Source organism: Paenibacillus lactis, from assembly GCF_017873605.1.
Lineage (GTDB): Bacteria > Bacillota > Bacilli > Paenibacillales > Paenibacillaceae > Paenibacillus_AQ > Paenibacillus_AQ lactis.
In genome coordinates this window covers 34,789-50,347 of record NZ_JAGGKI010000013.1, presented here as the reverse complement: position 1 = coordinate 50,347, position 15,559 = coordinate 34,789, and the positions used below count along the sequence as shown (strand labels likewise).

Genomic DNA, 15,559 nt, shown 5'->3' with positions numbered 1-15,559 from the left:
CCTAATCCGTCCTTCGCGAGTTGCTCAGCCGTCCGTGGCGAGCTTCGAGCAGCTGCTGTCTATGAGGCGCGCAAACCGGCGGCTATGATTTCCCCTCTCTATTTTTCTTAGTCCGGTGCAACTCTTTTTGCCTCTCGTCACTTATTAAGTGATAGGAAACAACGTTGCTCTAGACCCACCCGTCATCGCCTTGATAATATAGTCAAGTATTGTTTGAGGGATGCGGAAGGAGTCGGCTAGATGTGGAACAACAGCGTTACGAAGATTTGAAAACAGGTGAAAAGGGCGCCATTATCAGTATAATTGCTTATCTGTGCTTATCTGCAATTAAACTCGTAATAGGTTATGCCGGGAACTCCGAAGCCCTAAGGGCGGACGGATTGAATAATGCAACAGACATCGTTGCCTCGATTGCGGTGCTGATCGGGCTCCGCTTATCGCAGAAGCCAGCGGATCAAGACCATCCGTACGGACATTGGAAGGCCGAAACGGTCGCTTCCTTAATGGCCTCCTTCATCATGATGGCGGTCGGTATACAGGTGCTCTTTGGGGCGGTTTCTTCTATATTTGAAGGCAAGCATGAGGCGCCTGACCTGATCTCTGCGTGGACCGGAGCATTCTGCGCCATTGTGATGTACTTTGTCTATCGGTACAATAAGCGCCTCGCCGCCAAAATCAACAGCCAAGCGGTCATGGCTGCAGCCAAGGACAACCTGTCGGATGCTTGGGTGAGCATCGGCACCGTTGTCGGTATTGTCGGCGCCGCTCTCGGCTTGCCTTGGCTCGATCCGGTGACGGCCGTGCTTGTCGGCTTCCTGATCTGCAAGACGGCATGGGATATTTTTCGCGATGCCTCCCACCACTTAACCGATGGTTTCGATGAGGATAAGATCAGCGCCTTCCGAAAAACGGTGCAGCGCGTTCAGGGCGTTAAAGGCGTTAAAAACATCCGCGCCAGGAATTACGGCAGTAACGCCGTGGTCGATGTCGTCATTCTCGTGAAATCCAATATGGACATTCGGGTTGCTCATGATATCGCCGATGAGGTGGAGCATGCATTAAAGCTCTCGCACGGCGTCTATGATGTTCATGTTCATATCGAGCCCAATTGAGAGGGAAAGTCAGCAGCGAACTTGTAAAAAGGGACGGCCGTCATCGAACGGCCGTCCCTTTTTCATGATCACAAACTCACTTCCATCCATCCCTTGTCAGCCATGGAATGGATACCCGCCCCCTGCTTAGCCCCCAGCATCTCCGCGATAACGAAGGCGTCCTTCGAACCTGTCCGCACACATGCTCCGACTAAACGATGCGAAATTGTTTGCATGTTGGAAGCTTGGATTCCTGCTTTTATGCCTTCTAGTCCTTCAGCTTGGCATAATTGTCTATCACCAAGAAATACAATATAATCATATTGCATAATTTTTCTAAAGAAAGCGGTGCATAGGAAATGAGCAGTATGCTTGGTGTATCCGGACTTGCGTTCTTATTAGTAACCTTATTTACGCCGCTCCTCATCTGGGGGCTGCGCACATTGAAGCTGATGCAGCCGATCCGCACGGAGCTTCCTCCCGATCATCAAGCCAAGCGCGGAACGCCTCTCATGGCCGGTCTTATCCTCTTGATCGGAATCATCGTCTCTTTGCAATTTCATCCCGATCCGCTCATGATCTTCTTATGCTCGACCTTTCTTCTGTTCAGCTCGATCGGCTTCATGGATGATTTTAAAAAGGCTGTCTTTCAGGATCCCTCCGGCATATCCGGGCGGATGAAGCTGGTGTTTCAATTTCTGTTTACCGGCGGGCTGCTGCTCGTACTATTCCGGTATTTCTCGCTCTCAAGCGATATCGAACTATTGGGCGGATATTCCCTGCAGCTGCCGATTGCCGCGTACGTGATTATCATGCTGCTCTTTATCGTCGGATCCGCCAATGCGATCAATTTTACTGACGGATTGGACGGGCTGCTGATCAACGTATCCATTCCCACTTATTTCTTCTTTTTTCTCATATCCGACAAGCCGGAGGTACAAGCATTCTCGCTTGTCATGATCGGCTGTCTTCTCGGTTTGCTGCTGTACAACATTTATCCTGCCAGAGCGTTCATGGGGGATACGGGATCGCTTGCCATCGGCGGCTCCCTTTCATTCCTGGCTGTTATCGAGAAGGTTGAAATTTTAATTCCGCTTCTATTTTTCGTTTATTTAGCCGAGCAGCTTTCAGTCATTCTGCAAGTCTGGTATTACAAGCGCACGAAGCTGAGATTATTCCGAATGACACCCATCCATTTTCATTTCAGCTTGAAATACGGCTGGAGCGAGAACAAAATTGTTGTAATCTTCGGATTTGTATCATGGTTTATGGTGTTCACCAGCTGGCTGATTGCTCGTTATGTAATGTGAGGGATCTTCATATCTCGGCTTCGAACTCGAGCAGCTCTTTACGCAGACTGTCCAGCGTATTCCTGCGTTCTTCTTCGGCCTGTTCGTCATACAACAGCTGCTCCATGAATTCCCAAATATCTTCAAGCCGACGCCTGATTTGATAAAACCGCAGCGCATCTTCATCCATCTGGTAGCCGTTATGCCGGGAACGATAAATATGCATAAATTGCTCAAAATACGGCGTATCCGTCATAAACATCAGATCCGATTCCACCGGCGCTAATTTCATTCCTTCCCAGTCGAGAAGCACTAATTCATCCCCGCTCTGCATCAGATTCCAGTGGTGCAGATCCATATGGCAGAGCGCCATGCGCAGATTGCGGCCTGCTAAACGCTCTGATAGCGTGCGAACCGTACGCATCCCTTTGACCAAGTGCGAACGAGCCGGGGCTATTGCTGCTTCCATATCATCCGGCAAGCCTTCTTGCATGCGATCCTCCAGCTTGCGCAGAAACGGAACCTCGAAGCTCTCGCGAATGCCTTGCGTAGAATACGGGATTTCCTCTCCCAGCAGGTGAAGCTCGCTGACGATTTCGGACAGCTGCTTGACCTGCTCTCCCGTCAATTCGTTCTCGCCAATCGTTTCGCCTTCAATATACTCAAACAGCAGATAGATCCCGTGTTCATCCTCACAGCGGTACTGGCCGTCCAGGGTTTGAACAGGCACCGGCACCTTTCCGCGAAAGGATTCCTGCTCCGAAAGCCACGCCAGGATCGGGATGTATTCCCGAATGGCCGCCGTCCATTTCGGCGTAGAGGCGCGGCTCTTCTCATATTGCTTAAGAAAATAGGCGCGGCGATCATCGCTCACTTTAAATGCCAATGCGGCCCAGCCGCCTTGCTGCGGCCTGACACCACTTATTTCGATGCCGTAGTGATTTTTCATAATGGACTGAATCCGTTGCATCCTAACGTTTCCCCCCTTTCATGAATTAGTATAACCTCCCCTGCTCCAATACGTCGATCCGTATTCCATGCCGGAATCCCGCCCTCCGTACCAGTTACACATTCAATCGCTTTTGGAATCTTACGCTGCATTGCAGACGAACGAATTTGGGCTTACAATGAATGAGCCATTTCCATTATGGATAAACCATTCCGTCCTTGAAGCTGCAGCCAATCAAAGGGGGTAATACCATGTGTGCAAATCCTTGGGATCCCGAGTGGGATGTATCCTCCGGACTCGTCCGGCGTTTGCTGGACCGCCAGTTCCCGGAGCTCTCTGCTGAAACGGTTGAGCGGCTGGGCCATGGCTGGGATAATATCGTCTACCGCATCGGGTCCGACTATGTTTTCCGGTTTCCAAGAAGACGGGCCGCCGTGCCTCTACTGCAAACCGAAGCACGGATTCTGCCGAAGCTATCTGATTACATAACCGTACCTTATTCGAAACCGCTTTATTTTGGCAAGGAAAGCACGGACTATCCGGCACCTTTTCTGGGCTATACCCATGTACCCGGCGTGCTTCCAACCGGCTTAAGCGACGCTCAGCGCGCTCGTTCCGCGCAGATTCTTGCGCAATTTCTAAAGTCTCTTCACGCGTTCCCCCTGGATACGGCCGAAGCGGAAGGGGTTCCGCATGATCAGCGAAATCTATCGGATATCGCTGGACGCAAAGAACGCATGCTGGGCTTTCTGCCGAAGCTGAGCCCGCATCTCGGAAGCGAAACGGCCGGCGCGCTTGAAAGCTATATCCATACGATCACGCTCGGCCGGGCTTCCACGCAGAAAGCCCTGATTCACGGTGATCTGCATTATAAAAACATGCTGGTCGACAACACCGGGATCATATCCGGGATCATCGATTGGGGCGACGTTAATGTGGGGCATCCCGCATGCGACTTAAGCGTAGCCTATAGCTTCCTGCCCCCGTCTTCCCGGCCCGCCTTCTTTGAAACGTATGGTGAGGTCGACGATGAGACTCATGTCCTGGCACGCATGCTCGCTGTATTTATGCCGATGCTCATTTTGCTGCAGTCCATCGACGACCGGGATGAACGAAACAAGCTCGAGGCAACCCGGACCATTTTGCGTGCGCTCGCGTAAACGGCCCATTTACTTACCGCGTGCCTCTCCCGGCGCGAAGGTGTAATGATGACTGCTGCGCGATTATCGTCGACGCTCGGACGACAAACCATGCAGGCAAACAAGAAAGAAGCTTGATTCGATCAAGCTTCTTTCACATGGAGAATCTGTGGAACGACCTCAAATCTTCAACATATTGAGGAGAGGCATGATAGACTGGATTACATTCACGCCAAGCTTGATGTGAGGCAAGATATCGCCGATGAATCCGAGTGGTCCCGGGCCACCTCGGTTTTCGGCTTCGGCGGCAGCTCCGGCAGCAGCTGGAGAACCGCTGCTGAACGCGCCGGCACCGAATAAATCGCTGAATAATCCGGAAATTCGAGCACGTTCGCCGTTCTTGGCGATTCGGGCCGCCATCTGGTCATTAACCCGGAATCCCGACAGGGTGACTTCCTTGCCGTGCACCTTATTCAGTTCGCCGACATAACAGCTGCCGTCCTTCAGCACCACAACGACCGGGTGGCCGACCCATCGCTTGGCCGTTTCGGATCTGGATGTTGCACGTCTCTTCCGTCTTGAAGGCATCCTGCACTGTTCACCTCGCTCCCACTCTAGTAGTTACTACATCCTATGCCGGCTCCTGCTTTATTTCTTGTGCCTTTATAAGCAGGGTATGCGTATACTTTGAGAGCGAAGAATCGCGTAAATCTTCCGATTACGGTAAATGGCAGAGCTGCATGTTCCCTAGGTTGCAGGACGATTGGAAGCTCTCACGGTGCCTTGGTTGGATGAGTGATCGGTACATAGCAGCAGTATCAGCCAATAACCGAAATAACCGAGAAGTCCCCCGAAACCGTTGAGAATCAGATCATCCACATCAAAGCTCCCTAAGGAGAAGAGCAGCTGCGAGCATTCCAGCGCAAGACTGACAGCCAGAGAAGCGACCAAGGCTCCTACGGCTTTCCTTTTGGTCAGAAGTCCCAGGAATATGCCGTTCGGCATAAAAATGACCAGATTTCCCAGAAAATTAATCATATGATGCGGGTCCGAGATCCGCCGGATATTCAGTCGAATCGTTAGAAAAGGCGTGAAATTCGCGGACTCCAGCCCATTCTGTATCATATCGGGGTGCTGCATCGCGCGAGCCAGCTGTTTCAACAGAAACGATGCATCCACCGCGCCGAACTTAAACAGGATAACCTTGAGCAGTACATACAAATATCCGCAATACAGCAGCATTAACGTCCATTTGGGCAATGCCTTCATTATCGGTCACCCCCGCTTCGTTTCACCGTGACGATAACACCATCCATATTGCTGCCGGAGAGCTCATATTGGCTATTCTGAGGAAGCTCAATCACGGTGCCGCCGTTTGCAACGGGTACATAGCGAATATCGTACTGCTGTCCTTCGACGGTTGTCGAGTACGCTTTCTCCTTCTTCAAAAACATTAAGTATTCTTCTAACGTAAACCGCTTCTCTTCCATGATCAGACTGTGCGGCAAGCCGACATACCGGAAATGCCAAGGTTCATATTGGATCCCCGTAATTTCAGTCTTATCCTTCGGATACCTGAGAATAAAGCCATGCTTCCAGGCATGCTCCTGAAGCCATTTGCCTTCCGGCGATTGGTCAATCGGCATCTGGGTTGAGCCGATATCCATGGACAGGCCGAGATTATGCTCGCTGTAGCCGGCGGGCAGCGCATAGTCAGCCCCTTTTTCACGATACAGCTGCTCCTGTTCCTCCATGTCCCGATAGCCGCTGCTGAGCATGAAATGGACAACTCCATCCTCCGCGGCAGCTTCCATCATCCCGTTGAATTGCTCGGCTACTTGTCGTGACAGCCGGATCGAGTTGTCCAGCAGCACATACCCTTGCAAGAGCTCGGGGGTATCGTTCAGATTAACGATATCGGATGGTACTGCCCCGGCATCCAGCTTGAACTCCTTGTTTACCAGGACCAGATTACCTCGACGAACTTGATCTTCTTCTACTAGAACGGTCTGCACCTCGGCATCCGGTTTTTGATTCGTCTGATTTTCATCTTTTTTCTGCTTGGCTGGATGAACACCGGAACCCTGACCCAAACCCTCGTTCCCGGCACTCCCCGTAGGGTGCGGTTCCTCGGTCGGTTCGCAGCCGGCCAGCATGAATACGATCAACAGCATGATCCATTTCTTCAACTTTAGCATCTCCCTCTGTCGTCATTAACTCCCTCAGATTACGTGACAACTATTAAGAAAATAGCAGATGAAACCTAAAGATTTTCTTAAGAAGCGGTCGCCCACGATAAAAATATATCCCTTTGACAATCCGTGAGAGAATGGCTTAACTTGGTAACTAGACCATACCCCAAATACCATACACCATACACTAAAAGAAGGTGAATCGCACTCTTGCTCAAATTATTCCGTTACTTGCGCCCCCACTGGGTCGCGGCTGTTCTAGCACCGCTGCTCATGCTGCTGGAGGTAGCCATGGATCTCCTTCAGCCGGTTTTCATGGCGCGCATTATCGACGAAGGAGTCATGCAGAATGATACGACCCGCATCCTGCATACAGGCTTGCTTATGCTAGGATGTGCCGGAGTCGGGCTGCTGGGCGGTCTCGGATGCACCGTCTATTCCTCGATCGCTTCCCAGCGCTTCGGAGCCGACCTGCGGCGGGATTTGTTCCGCAAAGTCCAGACCCTCTCCTTCCGTAACCTGGATGAGCTGTCGACCGGTTCGCTGATTACGCGGCTGACAAATGATATCGTGCAGCTCCAGACAATGGTCCAAATGCTGCTCCGCATTTTCGTACGCTCCCCGCTGCTGGCCATTGGCAGCATGATCATGGCGGTAATCATCAGCCCCAAGCTTGCAGGCATCCTGGCTCTTGCCGTACCGCTGCTGTTCATTGTCATGTTTCTGCTGATCCGGGCAACCTTGCCGCTGTTTTCCAAGGTTCAGAACAAACTCGACAAGGTAAATACGGTACTTAAAGAGAACTTTGCAGGCATCCGCGTATCCAAGGCCTTTGTCAGGGCCGGATACGAGAAGCGGAGATTTCACGAGGCAAACGCGGATTTCACGGATGCTTCCGTCAAAACCCAGCGCCTTGTGGCGCTGAATATGCCGATCCTGACGATGATTTTGAATGTCAGCATCGTTGCCGTCTTATGGTTTGGCGGAAAAAATGCCATCGATGGCAGCTTTGAAGTCGGCAGCCTTGTCGCATTCATCAATTACGTCACCCAGGTGCTGTTTGCCGTCTCATCCGTCGCCATGATGCTGGTGAGGATATCTACCGCCAAGGTCTCGGCCGACCGGATCCAGGAAGTAATGAACACCCAGCCTGATATTGTCTCCCCATCCGCTCCGGTTAAACAGGTGGAGCCTCATGGCGAGGTGGTATTTGACCAGGTTTCATTCGCTTATCGAGCTGACAGCGGAAAGCCTGTTCTGCAAGATATCCAGTTCAGGGCACAGCCCGGACAGAAAATCGCCATCATGGGTGCAACCGGATCAGGCAAGAGCTCTTTGGTTGCCTTGCTTCCTCGTCTGTACGACGTATCGGCCGGAAGCGTGCGGATCGACGGCGTGGATGTGCGGGAATACGATTTGGCTGCGCTGCGCGAGCGGATCGGCATCGTTCTGCAAGAGACCATTCTCTTTACCGGCACGATCCGTGATAACATCCGTTACGGCAAACCGGATGCATCCGACGAGGAGGTTGTTGCTGCGGCAAAAGCAGCCCAAGCGCATGATTTTATCGCCGCCATGCCGGATGGTTACGATACGGTACTCGGACAACGGGGCGTCAATCTGTCTGGCGGGCAGAAACAGCGGATTTCGATTGCCCGGGCTTTGCTTGTAAGGCCGTCCATTTTAATTCTCGATGATAGCACAAGCGCGCTCGATATGAGCACCGAATCCAGATTGCAGCAGGAATTGTCCCGGCTCATGTCAGGCCGGACTTGCTTTATGATCGCGCAGCGGGTCTCGTCCGTAATCGACGCGGACAAAATCCTGGTCATGGATGACGGAAGAATCGTGGCGGAAGGCACGCACACCGAGCTTCTCGCTTCCTGCGAGCTGTATCGGGATATTTACCAATCCCAATACGGCAAGGAGGTGTCCGCCCATGGCTAGAACGGATCAGGAAAGATCGGCTCAGGATGGATCGGAACAGGGTGGATCGGAACAGGAAAGAACGCAGCGTTCGGATCATGCCCCGGATCTTAGCATGCGGGGCGGAAGACCGACGCATGGCATGACCGTAGCAAAAAGCAAGCCCAAGAATACATTCGGCACCATTCGCCGGATTTGGAGCTATATACGGCCTTACAGGGCAGGAATGGCAGCCGTATTCCTGTTCACCCTGGTCAGTACGGTGCTCTCCCTCATCGCTCCATACTTGCTCGGGAGCGCTGTGGATGACTACATTATCCCGGGGGATTATAAGGGGCTTGCCGGTTTATGTGCGGTTCTATTGTCCGTGTATGCAGGGACAGCCCTCTTTGCCTGGCTGCAGCAGCATGTGATGGTGAAGGTTTCCCAATTGTCCATTCAGGACATGCGCCGGGATATTTTTGCTAGGCTGCAGCTCCTCCCTCTTCGTTTTTTTGACAGCAAGACGCACGGAGAACTGATGAGCCGCACAACAAACGATATCGAGAACGTCTCCGGGACGCTGAACCAAAGCGTAACGCAGCTGATCGCCAGCATCCTGTCTCTCATCGGCTCGCTTGGCATTATGCTTTACTTAAACCTATGGCTGACTCTGCTCAGCATGGTAACCATACCACTGGTGATGCTGTTCACGAAGACGGTAGCCGGACGTACCCGCAAGTATTTCTCCAAGCAGCAGGCAAATTTGGGTGAGCTTAACGGGTTTATTGAAGAGACCGTCTCCGGGCAGAAGGTGGTCCAGATCTACCGGAGAGAGCGGCATGCAGGGGAGCAGTTTGACGCGTATAACAAAAAGCTGACCGAAGCGAGCATCCAGGCACAGATCTATGCCGGCACCGTCGGTCCCGTTATGAACGTGCTGAACAACGTCAGCTTCGCTTTGATCGCTGCGGTTGGGGGTTACATGGCCTTCCAGGATTGGACCACCGTTGGAATCGTCGTAGCTTTCCTGAATTATTCCAAGCAGTTCCAGCGTCCGCTGAACGATCTGGCGAATCAGTTCAACCTCGTGCAGTCAGCCGTCGCAGGAGCCGAGCGCGTATTTGAAATCATGGATACGGAATCCGAGTACGAGAATGAAGAACCAATGCAGGACGCCGGCCGCCTACGTGGCGAGGTAGTATTTGATCGGGTATCCTTCAGCTATAAGGAAGATGTGACGGTTCTGAACGATGTGTCGCTAACAGCCAGCCCAGGACAAACCATCGCACTGGTTGGCCCGACAGGCGCGGGCAAAACAACCATCATCAACCTGCTCACCCGTTTCTACGAGATTGATTCGGGCAGCATTACGCTGGATGGCATGGATATCCGACTGCTCGATAAAGACAGCCTCCGCCGCAAGCTGGGCATCGTGCTGCAAGAAGCCTATGTCTTCTCCGCTTCCATCAGGGAGAACATCCGCTACGGTCGAACCGATGCAACGGATGAAGAGATCGAGGTTGCGGCCAAGCTGGCGAACGCCCATGATTTTATCATGAAGCTGCCGGAGGGCTATGACACGATGCTGGTATCCGGCGGGAGCAACCTGAGCCAAGGGCAACGGCAGCTCCTGACCATTGCAAGAGCTGTGCTCGCCGATCCGGTCATTCTGATCCTGGACGAAGCGACCAGCAGCATCGATACGCGGACCGAGATGCATATCCAGTCCGCGATGCGCACGCTGATGCAGGGTCGAACCAGCTTTGTCATTGCGCACCGTCTCAGCACGATCCGCGAAGCGGACGAAATTCTCGTCATGCACCAGGGCGGCATTGCGGAGCGCGGATCGCACGAGCAGCTGCTCGCAAAGCGCGGCTTCTACTACGATCTGTACAACAGCCAATTCAAGCTTCCCGGGTAACGCGAGGCATCCCCATGCATAGGCATGGGGATTTTTTCGCGCCGCCTTAGCGTACAAGAGCCCTAGCTTGTGAACGTATTCCATTAAGCTGGCTTATGTGGGCCCTGCCCGGATATCCTTAGTCCATTCCGTTAAGTCACTTCAGGGAGAACAGAAGCGATTCGAGTATCTGTCTCCGTTTAGAAGTCCCCAGGAGACATGTTACGCTATAACTTCCCTACAAAGGTGTGATCGATCCCCATTCACTTTTGCGGGTCCGTGTGACTTTACTGCAGCTTAAGAACCCGCAATCAACCCAAAGGCAAGGTAAGCAGCCGTCCCCCACATGATTACCGCCGAAATCCGGTTGATCACCGTAAGCAGTCGGCCCGAGGTGTCCATGCTTCCCACAGCCTTCCCGGCGATTCCAAGGGCTATAAACCACAACCAGGATACCCCGATGCACACTGCAGCAAAAACCGCTTTCTGCACTCCTGCATACTGAAGAGAGCTGGTGCCGATAACACCGACCGTATCAAGCAGTGCATGCGGATTCAGCAGCGATACGGACATCGCGAAGGCAATCTGCTTCTTGGGGGTTAACGAACGGGGACTGCCTTCCTCCTGCTTCCGGGGCTTGCTCTTCCATGTCGCTTGCCCCATGTAGATTAGAAACCCGATCCCGAGCGTGATCATGGTCATGCGCAGCCAATCGTATTGTAGAACGACCACCGATACTCCCATAACGGCCAATGTAATGAGCAGCGTATCACACAGCGCTGCGGTGATAATCACAGGCAGCGCCCTAATAAGTCGCGGTTGGACCGCCCCCTGATTAAATACAAACACATTTTGCACCCCCAAGGGCAGAATCAGACCCAATGCCAATATAAATCCATGAACAATAACGCCGGCCATTTTATTTCATTACGCCTCCAGCTCCATTTTTACCTCATTGTAGGGGAAGGTTGCCCTGGTGTCTCCGTCCAATTGGTTGGCATTTCACCCAACCAATTCGATATAATAGTGGAATCACCATACGGAAAGCTGGGGTAACTGTGTCAGAAGAATGGAGCTTGAACAAGTCAGCAGGCATACCGCTTCATCAGCAAATTTATGACCGTATCAAAGAGAAGATTATGAACGGGGAGTGGCCTGTCGGCACCCGGATTCCACCGCAGCGGGAGCTGGCCGAGCGGTTCGGGGTGAACCGGAGCACGGTGGTGTATGCGCTGGGCGAGCTTGCTGCCGACGGCTTGATTGAAGCCATGACCGGCAGGGGAACCGTCGTTGCCAACAACACCTGGAATCTGCTGTCTTCCGCACCTTCGCCTGATTGGAACCGATATGTGAGCTCGGGCTTCTATCAGCCTAATATTCGGATGATTCAGGCCATCAATAAGGCAGAGGCCGATCCCGGCATCGTTCGCCTCGGGACGGGCGAGCTTTCTTCGGAACTGCTGCCTGCCGGCGAGATGCTGGATAAGCTTAACCGGAGCCATGCCGCAGCCTTTTCACTAGGCTATTCCGAGCCGAAAGGCAGCCTGGCGTTACGAGAAGCCGTCAGCCGTTATTTGCGCAGCAAAGCGATTATCGCATCGCCCGCATCTATTTTGATCGTATCCGGCGGTCTCCAAGCGCTTCAGCTCATCTCATTAGGCCTGCTGCACCGCGGCTCCACCATATTCGTTGAAAATCCGTCCTATCTAAATTCCATTCATGTATTCCAATCGGCAGGCGTGCATATGCATGGGCTTCCCATGGACGAGGAAGGGCTGCGGACAGAGTCGATCAGCCGATTGAAACGGCAGCATAACGCTTCACTGCTTTATACCATCCCCTCCTTCCACAATCCGACCGGCTCGCATATGTCATCCGCAAGACGGCAGGAGCTGCTGAATTTATGCTCCCGGGAACGGCTTCCTGTCATCGAAGATGATGTTTACGGTGATCTCTGGTTGGAGCAGCCGGCGCCGCTTCCGTTAAAAGCAAGGGATCAGCAAGGTCTTGTGCTCTACTTGGGAAGCATGTCCAAGACACTAGGTCCCGGCCTTCGCATCGGCTGGATTGTCGGACCGGAACCGGTCATTGACCGTCTGGCGGACATTAAAATGCAGACCGATTACGGCTCGAGCGCCTTGTCACAGCATGCTGTAGCGCAGTGGCTGTCAGAAGGGCTGTATGAGGAGCATTTGACACGGATTCGCAGAGTATTGAAGCTTCGCAGAGATTATACCCTTCGTTTATTGGAGGAGGATTATCGCGAGCTTGCGGATTGGAGCTGCCCTCAGGGCGGATTTTACATATGGCTCCGTTTCAAACGGGCCCTCTCGATTCGGTCCCTGTTCGATCATGCCCTGGCGGAGGGCATACTGCTTAACCCCGGCATGATCTACGACCGGAACGACCGGCAGCACCTCAGGCTTTCCTATGCCTATGCATCCATGGAGGAGCTGCGCGATGGGCTCCAGCGTCTTTCCCGCATGATCCGCGGGTTGGCATAGCCGGAGCATCCGATTGACGGAACAAATAAGGGCAACCGGAGTAGATGCCTTCCGGCTGCCCTTTTTTTAGGTCGAATCGCCATTATCCCGCTGCATGGATCCTATGATATTGAATAATGTGATCATAACATGGCGATACATGCAATTGAGAGATATTTCACTCAACATGATTTGTTAGGAGAAGTGTTGTCATACATGACGCCGTTCCATCAGATTGATTCCGATGCCCATACATAAAACTGCGATCAGAATAAGCTTGGACAGCGGCAGCCACAGCTCCCCGATTCCATTGTCGTATATCGCAATCCCGGTCAAAGCCTCCATCGCGTGCGTGATCGGAAAGATTTCCGCCACCCCCAGCAGGATCGGGCTCGTAATGGTTCCCGGCGGCATATATACGCCGCTGACGAGCGGCATAATCGGAACGATGGACGGAAACAGCATGTTAAATTTTTCGGGTGTCCGGAGTATCCCCGCCAGCAGGATGCACATCGCAACTATGGTCATGGAGTACAGGGCAATGACCAGAAGCAATAATCCGTATCGATGGCCCAAACCGAAGTTGAAGGCGTAGCGAAAGATCAGAAATACGACTGTGATTTGCACGATGCCAATCATTGTGCTGTATAACAAATGCCCAAAGTAAATCTCCGATTTCCGAACAGGTGACAGGATGAGTCTGCTCCATATGCCAGTGATTTTGTCCTTCGTGATCGTGTTAACTTTGAATCCGATCGTCAGCATCACGAGGAACAAAGAGAACCCAAACATCAGCTGCAGGCCCATGTCGTAACGAAGCAGTTCCTCACCGTCTGTTCCCTTGACCTGAAGCGTTAACGGCGGTTCTTCCAGGTAGGTGTCTATCCGACTGCGAAATCCCTTTTCATCCCCTGCAGCGGCCGATACGGCCCGCAGCTCGAGCTCCCGCTCGAACACGGTGCGAATATGCTGCTCGGCGAGTTGAGCATTGGGACTTTCCTTTACGGCGATTATCCGATAATCGTCCCCCGTCAGCTTGACGGCCAGATCGGCGCGTCCCTCCCTCACCTTCGTTCTCGCAGATTGCTCGTCTTGAGCCCTAAACTTGAACGTATCGCCCTTGTTTAACAGAAGGAGCCATTCCTTCTCACTCTCCTTCAACTCCCCGGTCTCGCTGAACACGTCAATTTTCATCTTCTGCGTCATGCCCCCGCCGAACATCAGGGTCGCGATGATGCTAATTCCGATGAACAAAAGCAGCAGAAAGGGATTTCTTCGTTCTCTCATCCAATGCGATAAAAGAATGGAAACCATCAGATCCCCCCCTTTTTAGGAAACATCCATAAACCAGCAGCCATGATTATCACCGTATATATGCCTAAAGACAGCATCGGAAGCCACAGCTCCTGAAGCGGTGTACCCTGAATCCATTGAATCAGGGAGGTTAGCGCAAGCCCGTTTGGAGTCAGCCGGCCAACTTCCATCAGCCAATCCGGTAAAATATACATCGGTACCATGCTCCCTCCAATAACGCCAAGGAGGATCAACGCGATAAATGAAATCCCTACAGCCACATCCCCATCCTTCATGCGAAAAACCATCGCGGTAAACAAACCGGCGAATGCAGCCACCACTGCACAGAGCAAAACCATGAATATCCCTAACCCCAGCCAGAAGGACAGCGGCCTTCCGGGAAACAATTGAAACAAGACATGCGAGAGCAGGATCACGACCAACATTTGAAGCAAGGCGATGCAAAAAGTAGATGCCATCTTTCCGAGTTGAAACTGCATTGGCCGTGCCCCGGAGTACAGAAGACGAGTAAACACCTTCTCCCTCTTCTCTGTGATCGATTTCGAAGCCATTGTAATTGAGATGGACAGCGTGACAAAAATGGTGATCGCAAACGCAAAATATTGAAAAGATGTAATCATCCTGACACCTTCGATCCGTTCGAGTCCGCCGACGGGTGTTCGGGGAGCGGACCACGTACTACCGTCTGACCCGCTACCGGCGGCATGGCTCAAGGCCGCTTGATAATTGACTGTGCTTAGTAAACCGTTTAGCATATTTTGAAGGACGCTAACCTTGGTGGTGTCCTCCTCAGCAGTCAGAAGAAGCGCAGCTCCATCCCCTTCGTTCAGCAACAGCTTGTTTAACGAATCCAATGTATATGTTTCTGGAATCGTTATGACGGCGGTTACTTCCCCCGCTTTCAATTTCGTGTACGCTGTTTCGTGATCCAGTTGCAATACTTCTATATACCTGCTGACATCCTCGCTTCGAAACATTCCCATCAGCATTGCTTCCGGATCAAGATCAAGCATTGCAGTCTCCTCTACAAGCCCATCCTGTTCATCTGGAGACAACAAGCTTCCCTTCAGCTGCTCGTGAAAACGGGCTACCCCTTCCGTATGGCGGTTCTGGTTCACGAGCGCCACCTTCATTTCCAATGACGGATTGGAGTTATTCACCCAGCCCGGCAACGCAAACCCAAGGATTAGCGTCAATGCAATGGGCAAAAGCAATGCGACCAGCACTTCTTTACGGTCTCTCCAGAACAGCAGGATATCCTTTTTAAAATAGATGCCCAAAGGACGATCCTCCC

General features: G+C 52.4%; 13 protein-coding genes. 6 read left to right on the top strand and 7 right to left on the bottom strand.

The window, feature by feature from the left end:
- Positions 1-242 precede the first annotated feature (242 nt).
- Positions 243-1,112: a cation diffusion facilitator family transporter gene (locus J2Z18_RS21360; protein WP_007130364.1), complete on the top strand. Its 870-nt coding sequence runs from the start codon at positions 243-245 to the stop codon at positions 1,110-1,112.
- 338 nt (positions 1,113-1,450) lie between these two features.
- Entirely contained in the window at positions 1,451-2,401 is a 951-nt protein-coding gene (mraY, locus tag J2Z18_RS21355; RefSeq protein ID WP_028405522.1) for a phospho-N-acetylmuramoyl-pentapeptide-transferase, read from the top strand.
- Positions 2,402-2,408: 7 nt separating this feature from the next.
- On the opposite strand, the gene J2Z18_RS21350 is transcribed toward mraY, so the two are convergent.
- Positions 2,409-3,350 (bottom strand): aminoglycoside phosphotransferase family protein, encoded by a 942-nt coding sequence (locus J2Z18_RS21350; RefSeq protein ID WP_210095291.1) that lies wholly within the window; start codon positions 3,348-3,350, stop codon positions 2,409-2,411.
- Positions 3,351-3,580: 230 nt separating this feature from the next.
- On the opposite strand from J2Z18_RS21350, the gene J2Z18_RS21345 reads away from it, so the two are divergent.
- A complete protein-coding gene (locus J2Z18_RS21345) occupies positions 3,581-4,489 on the top strand; it encodes a phosphotransferase (RefSeq protein WP_007130367.1) in 909 nt (302 codons plus the stop codon).
- A 159-nt stretch (positions 4,490-4,648) separates the two neighbouring features.
- Here J2Z18_RS21345 and J2Z18_RS21340 read toward each other — a convergent pair whose 3' ends face one another.
- The 3 genes from J2Z18_RS21340 to J2Z18_RS21330 all read right to left on the bottom strand — a co-directional run bounded on the left by J2Z18_RS21340 (position 4,649) and on the right by J2Z18_RS21330 (position 6,657).
- A complete protein-coding gene (locus J2Z18_RS21340; RefSeq protein ID WP_007130368.1) occupies positions 4,649-5,056 on the bottom strand; it encodes a hypothetical protein in 408 nt (135 codons plus the stop codon).
- Between the two features lie 159 nt (positions 5,057-5,215).
- Positions 5,216-5,737, bottom strand: a complete 522-nt coding sequence (locus J2Z18_RS21335; protein WP_144870112.1) for a VanZ family protein — start codon at positions 5,735-5,737, stop codon at positions 5,216-5,218.
- Complete coding sequence (locus J2Z18_RS21330; RefSeq protein ID WP_210095290.1) at positions 5,737-6,657, bottom strand: M15 family metallopeptidase; 921 nt, start codon at positions 6,655-6,657, stop codon at positions 5,737-5,739. The genes J2Z18_RS21335 and J2Z18_RS21330 overlap by 1 nt, the downstream gene beginning before the upstream one ends.
- A gap of 213 nt (positions 6,658-6,870) precedes the next feature.
- Between J2Z18_RS21330 and J2Z18_RS21325 the strand changes: the two genes are divergently transcribed.
- Together J2Z18_RS21325 and J2Z18_RS21320 are read left to right on the top strand one after the other, a co-directional pair.
- Positions 6,871-8,607, top strand: coding sequence for an ABC transporter ATP-binding protein (locus J2Z18_RS21325; protein WP_028405517.1), 1,737 nt, complete (start codon positions 6,871-6,873; stop codon positions 8,605-8,607).
- On the top strand, positions 8,600-10,489 hold the full coding sequence (locus tag J2Z18_RS21320) for an ABC transporter ATP-binding protein (RefSeq protein WP_028405516.1): 1,890 nt from the start codon (positions 8,600-8,602) through the stop codon (positions 10,487-10,489). The genes J2Z18_RS21325 and J2Z18_RS21320 overlap by 8 nt, the downstream gene beginning before the upstream one ends.
- A gap of 276 nt (positions 10,490-10,765) precedes the next feature.
- On the opposite strand, the gene J2Z18_RS21315 is transcribed toward J2Z18_RS21320, so the two are convergent.
- The gene (locus tag J2Z18_RS21315; RefSeq protein WP_007130373.1) at positions 10,766-11,386 is read right to left on the bottom strand and encodes a LysE/ArgO family amino acid transporter; all 621 of its coding nucleotides are present in this window, start codon (positions 11,384-11,386) and stop codon (positions 10,766-10,768) included.
- Positions 11,387-11,526: 140 nt separating this feature from the next.
- Between J2Z18_RS21315 and pdxR the strand changes: the two genes are divergently transcribed.
- The gene (gene pdxR, locus J2Z18_RS21310) at positions 11,527-12,972 is read left to right on the top strand and encodes a MocR-like pyridoxine biosynthesis transcription factor PdxR (protein ID WP_210095289.1); all 1,446 of its coding nucleotides are present in this window, start codon (positions 11,527-11,529) and stop codon (positions 12,970-12,972) included.
- Between the two features lie 189 nt (positions 12,973-13,161).
- Here pdxR and J2Z18_RS21305 read toward each other — a convergent pair whose 3' ends face one another.
- Both J2Z18_RS21305 and J2Z18_RS21300 read right to left on the bottom strand, forming a co-directional pair.
- Positions 13,162-14,265 carry an ABC transporter permease gene (locus J2Z18_RS21305; RefSeq protein ID WP_210095288.1) on the bottom strand — a complete coding sequence of 368 codons (1,104 nt, stop codon included), beginning with the start codon at positions 14,263-14,265 and terminating at the stop codon, positions 13,162-13,164.
- Positions 14,265-15,545, bottom strand: a complete 1,281-nt coding sequence (locus tag J2Z18_RS21300; RefSeq protein ID WP_210095287.1) for an ABC transporter permease — start codon at positions 15,543-15,545, stop codon at positions 14,265-14,267. The genes J2Z18_RS21305 and J2Z18_RS21300 overlap by 1 nt, the downstream gene beginning before the upstream one ends.
- Between the last annotated feature and the right edge of the window lie 14 nt (positions 15,546-15,559).

Excerpts from the sequence above, each read along its gene's own strand:
- mraY (WP_028405522.1), top strand. The coding sequence starts at position 1,451 with ATGAGCAGTATGCTTGGTGTATCCGGACTTGCGTTCTTATTAGTAACC.
- J2Z18_RS21350 (WP_210095291.1), bottom strand. The coding sequence starts at position 3,350 with ATGCAACGGATTCAGTCCATTATGAAAAATCACTACGGCATCGAAATA.
- J2Z18_RS21345 (WP_007130367.1), top strand. The coding sequence starts at position 3,581 with ATGTGTGCAAATCCTTGGGATCCCGAGTGGGATGTATCCTCCGGACTC.
- J2Z18_RS21340 (WP_007130368.1), bottom strand. The coding sequence starts at position 5,056 with ATGCCTTCAAGACGGAAGAGACGTGCAACATCCAGATCCGAAACGGCC.
- J2Z18_RS21335 (WP_144870112.1), bottom strand. The coding sequence starts at position 5,737 with ATGAAGGCATTGCCCAAATGGACGTTAATGCTGCTGTATTGCGGATAT.
- J2Z18_RS21320 (WP_028405516.1), top strand. The coding sequence starts at position 8,600 with ATGGCTAGAACGGATCAGGAAAGATCGGCTCAGGATGGATCGGAACAG.
- J2Z18_RS21315 (WP_007130373.1), bottom strand. The coding sequence starts at position 11,386 with ATGGCCGGCGTTATTGTTCATGGATTTATATTGGCATTGGGTCTGATT.
- J2Z18_RS21305 (WP_210095288.1), bottom strand. The coding sequence starts at position 14,265 with ATGGTTTCCATTCTTTTATCGCATTGGATGAGAGAACGAAGAAATCCC.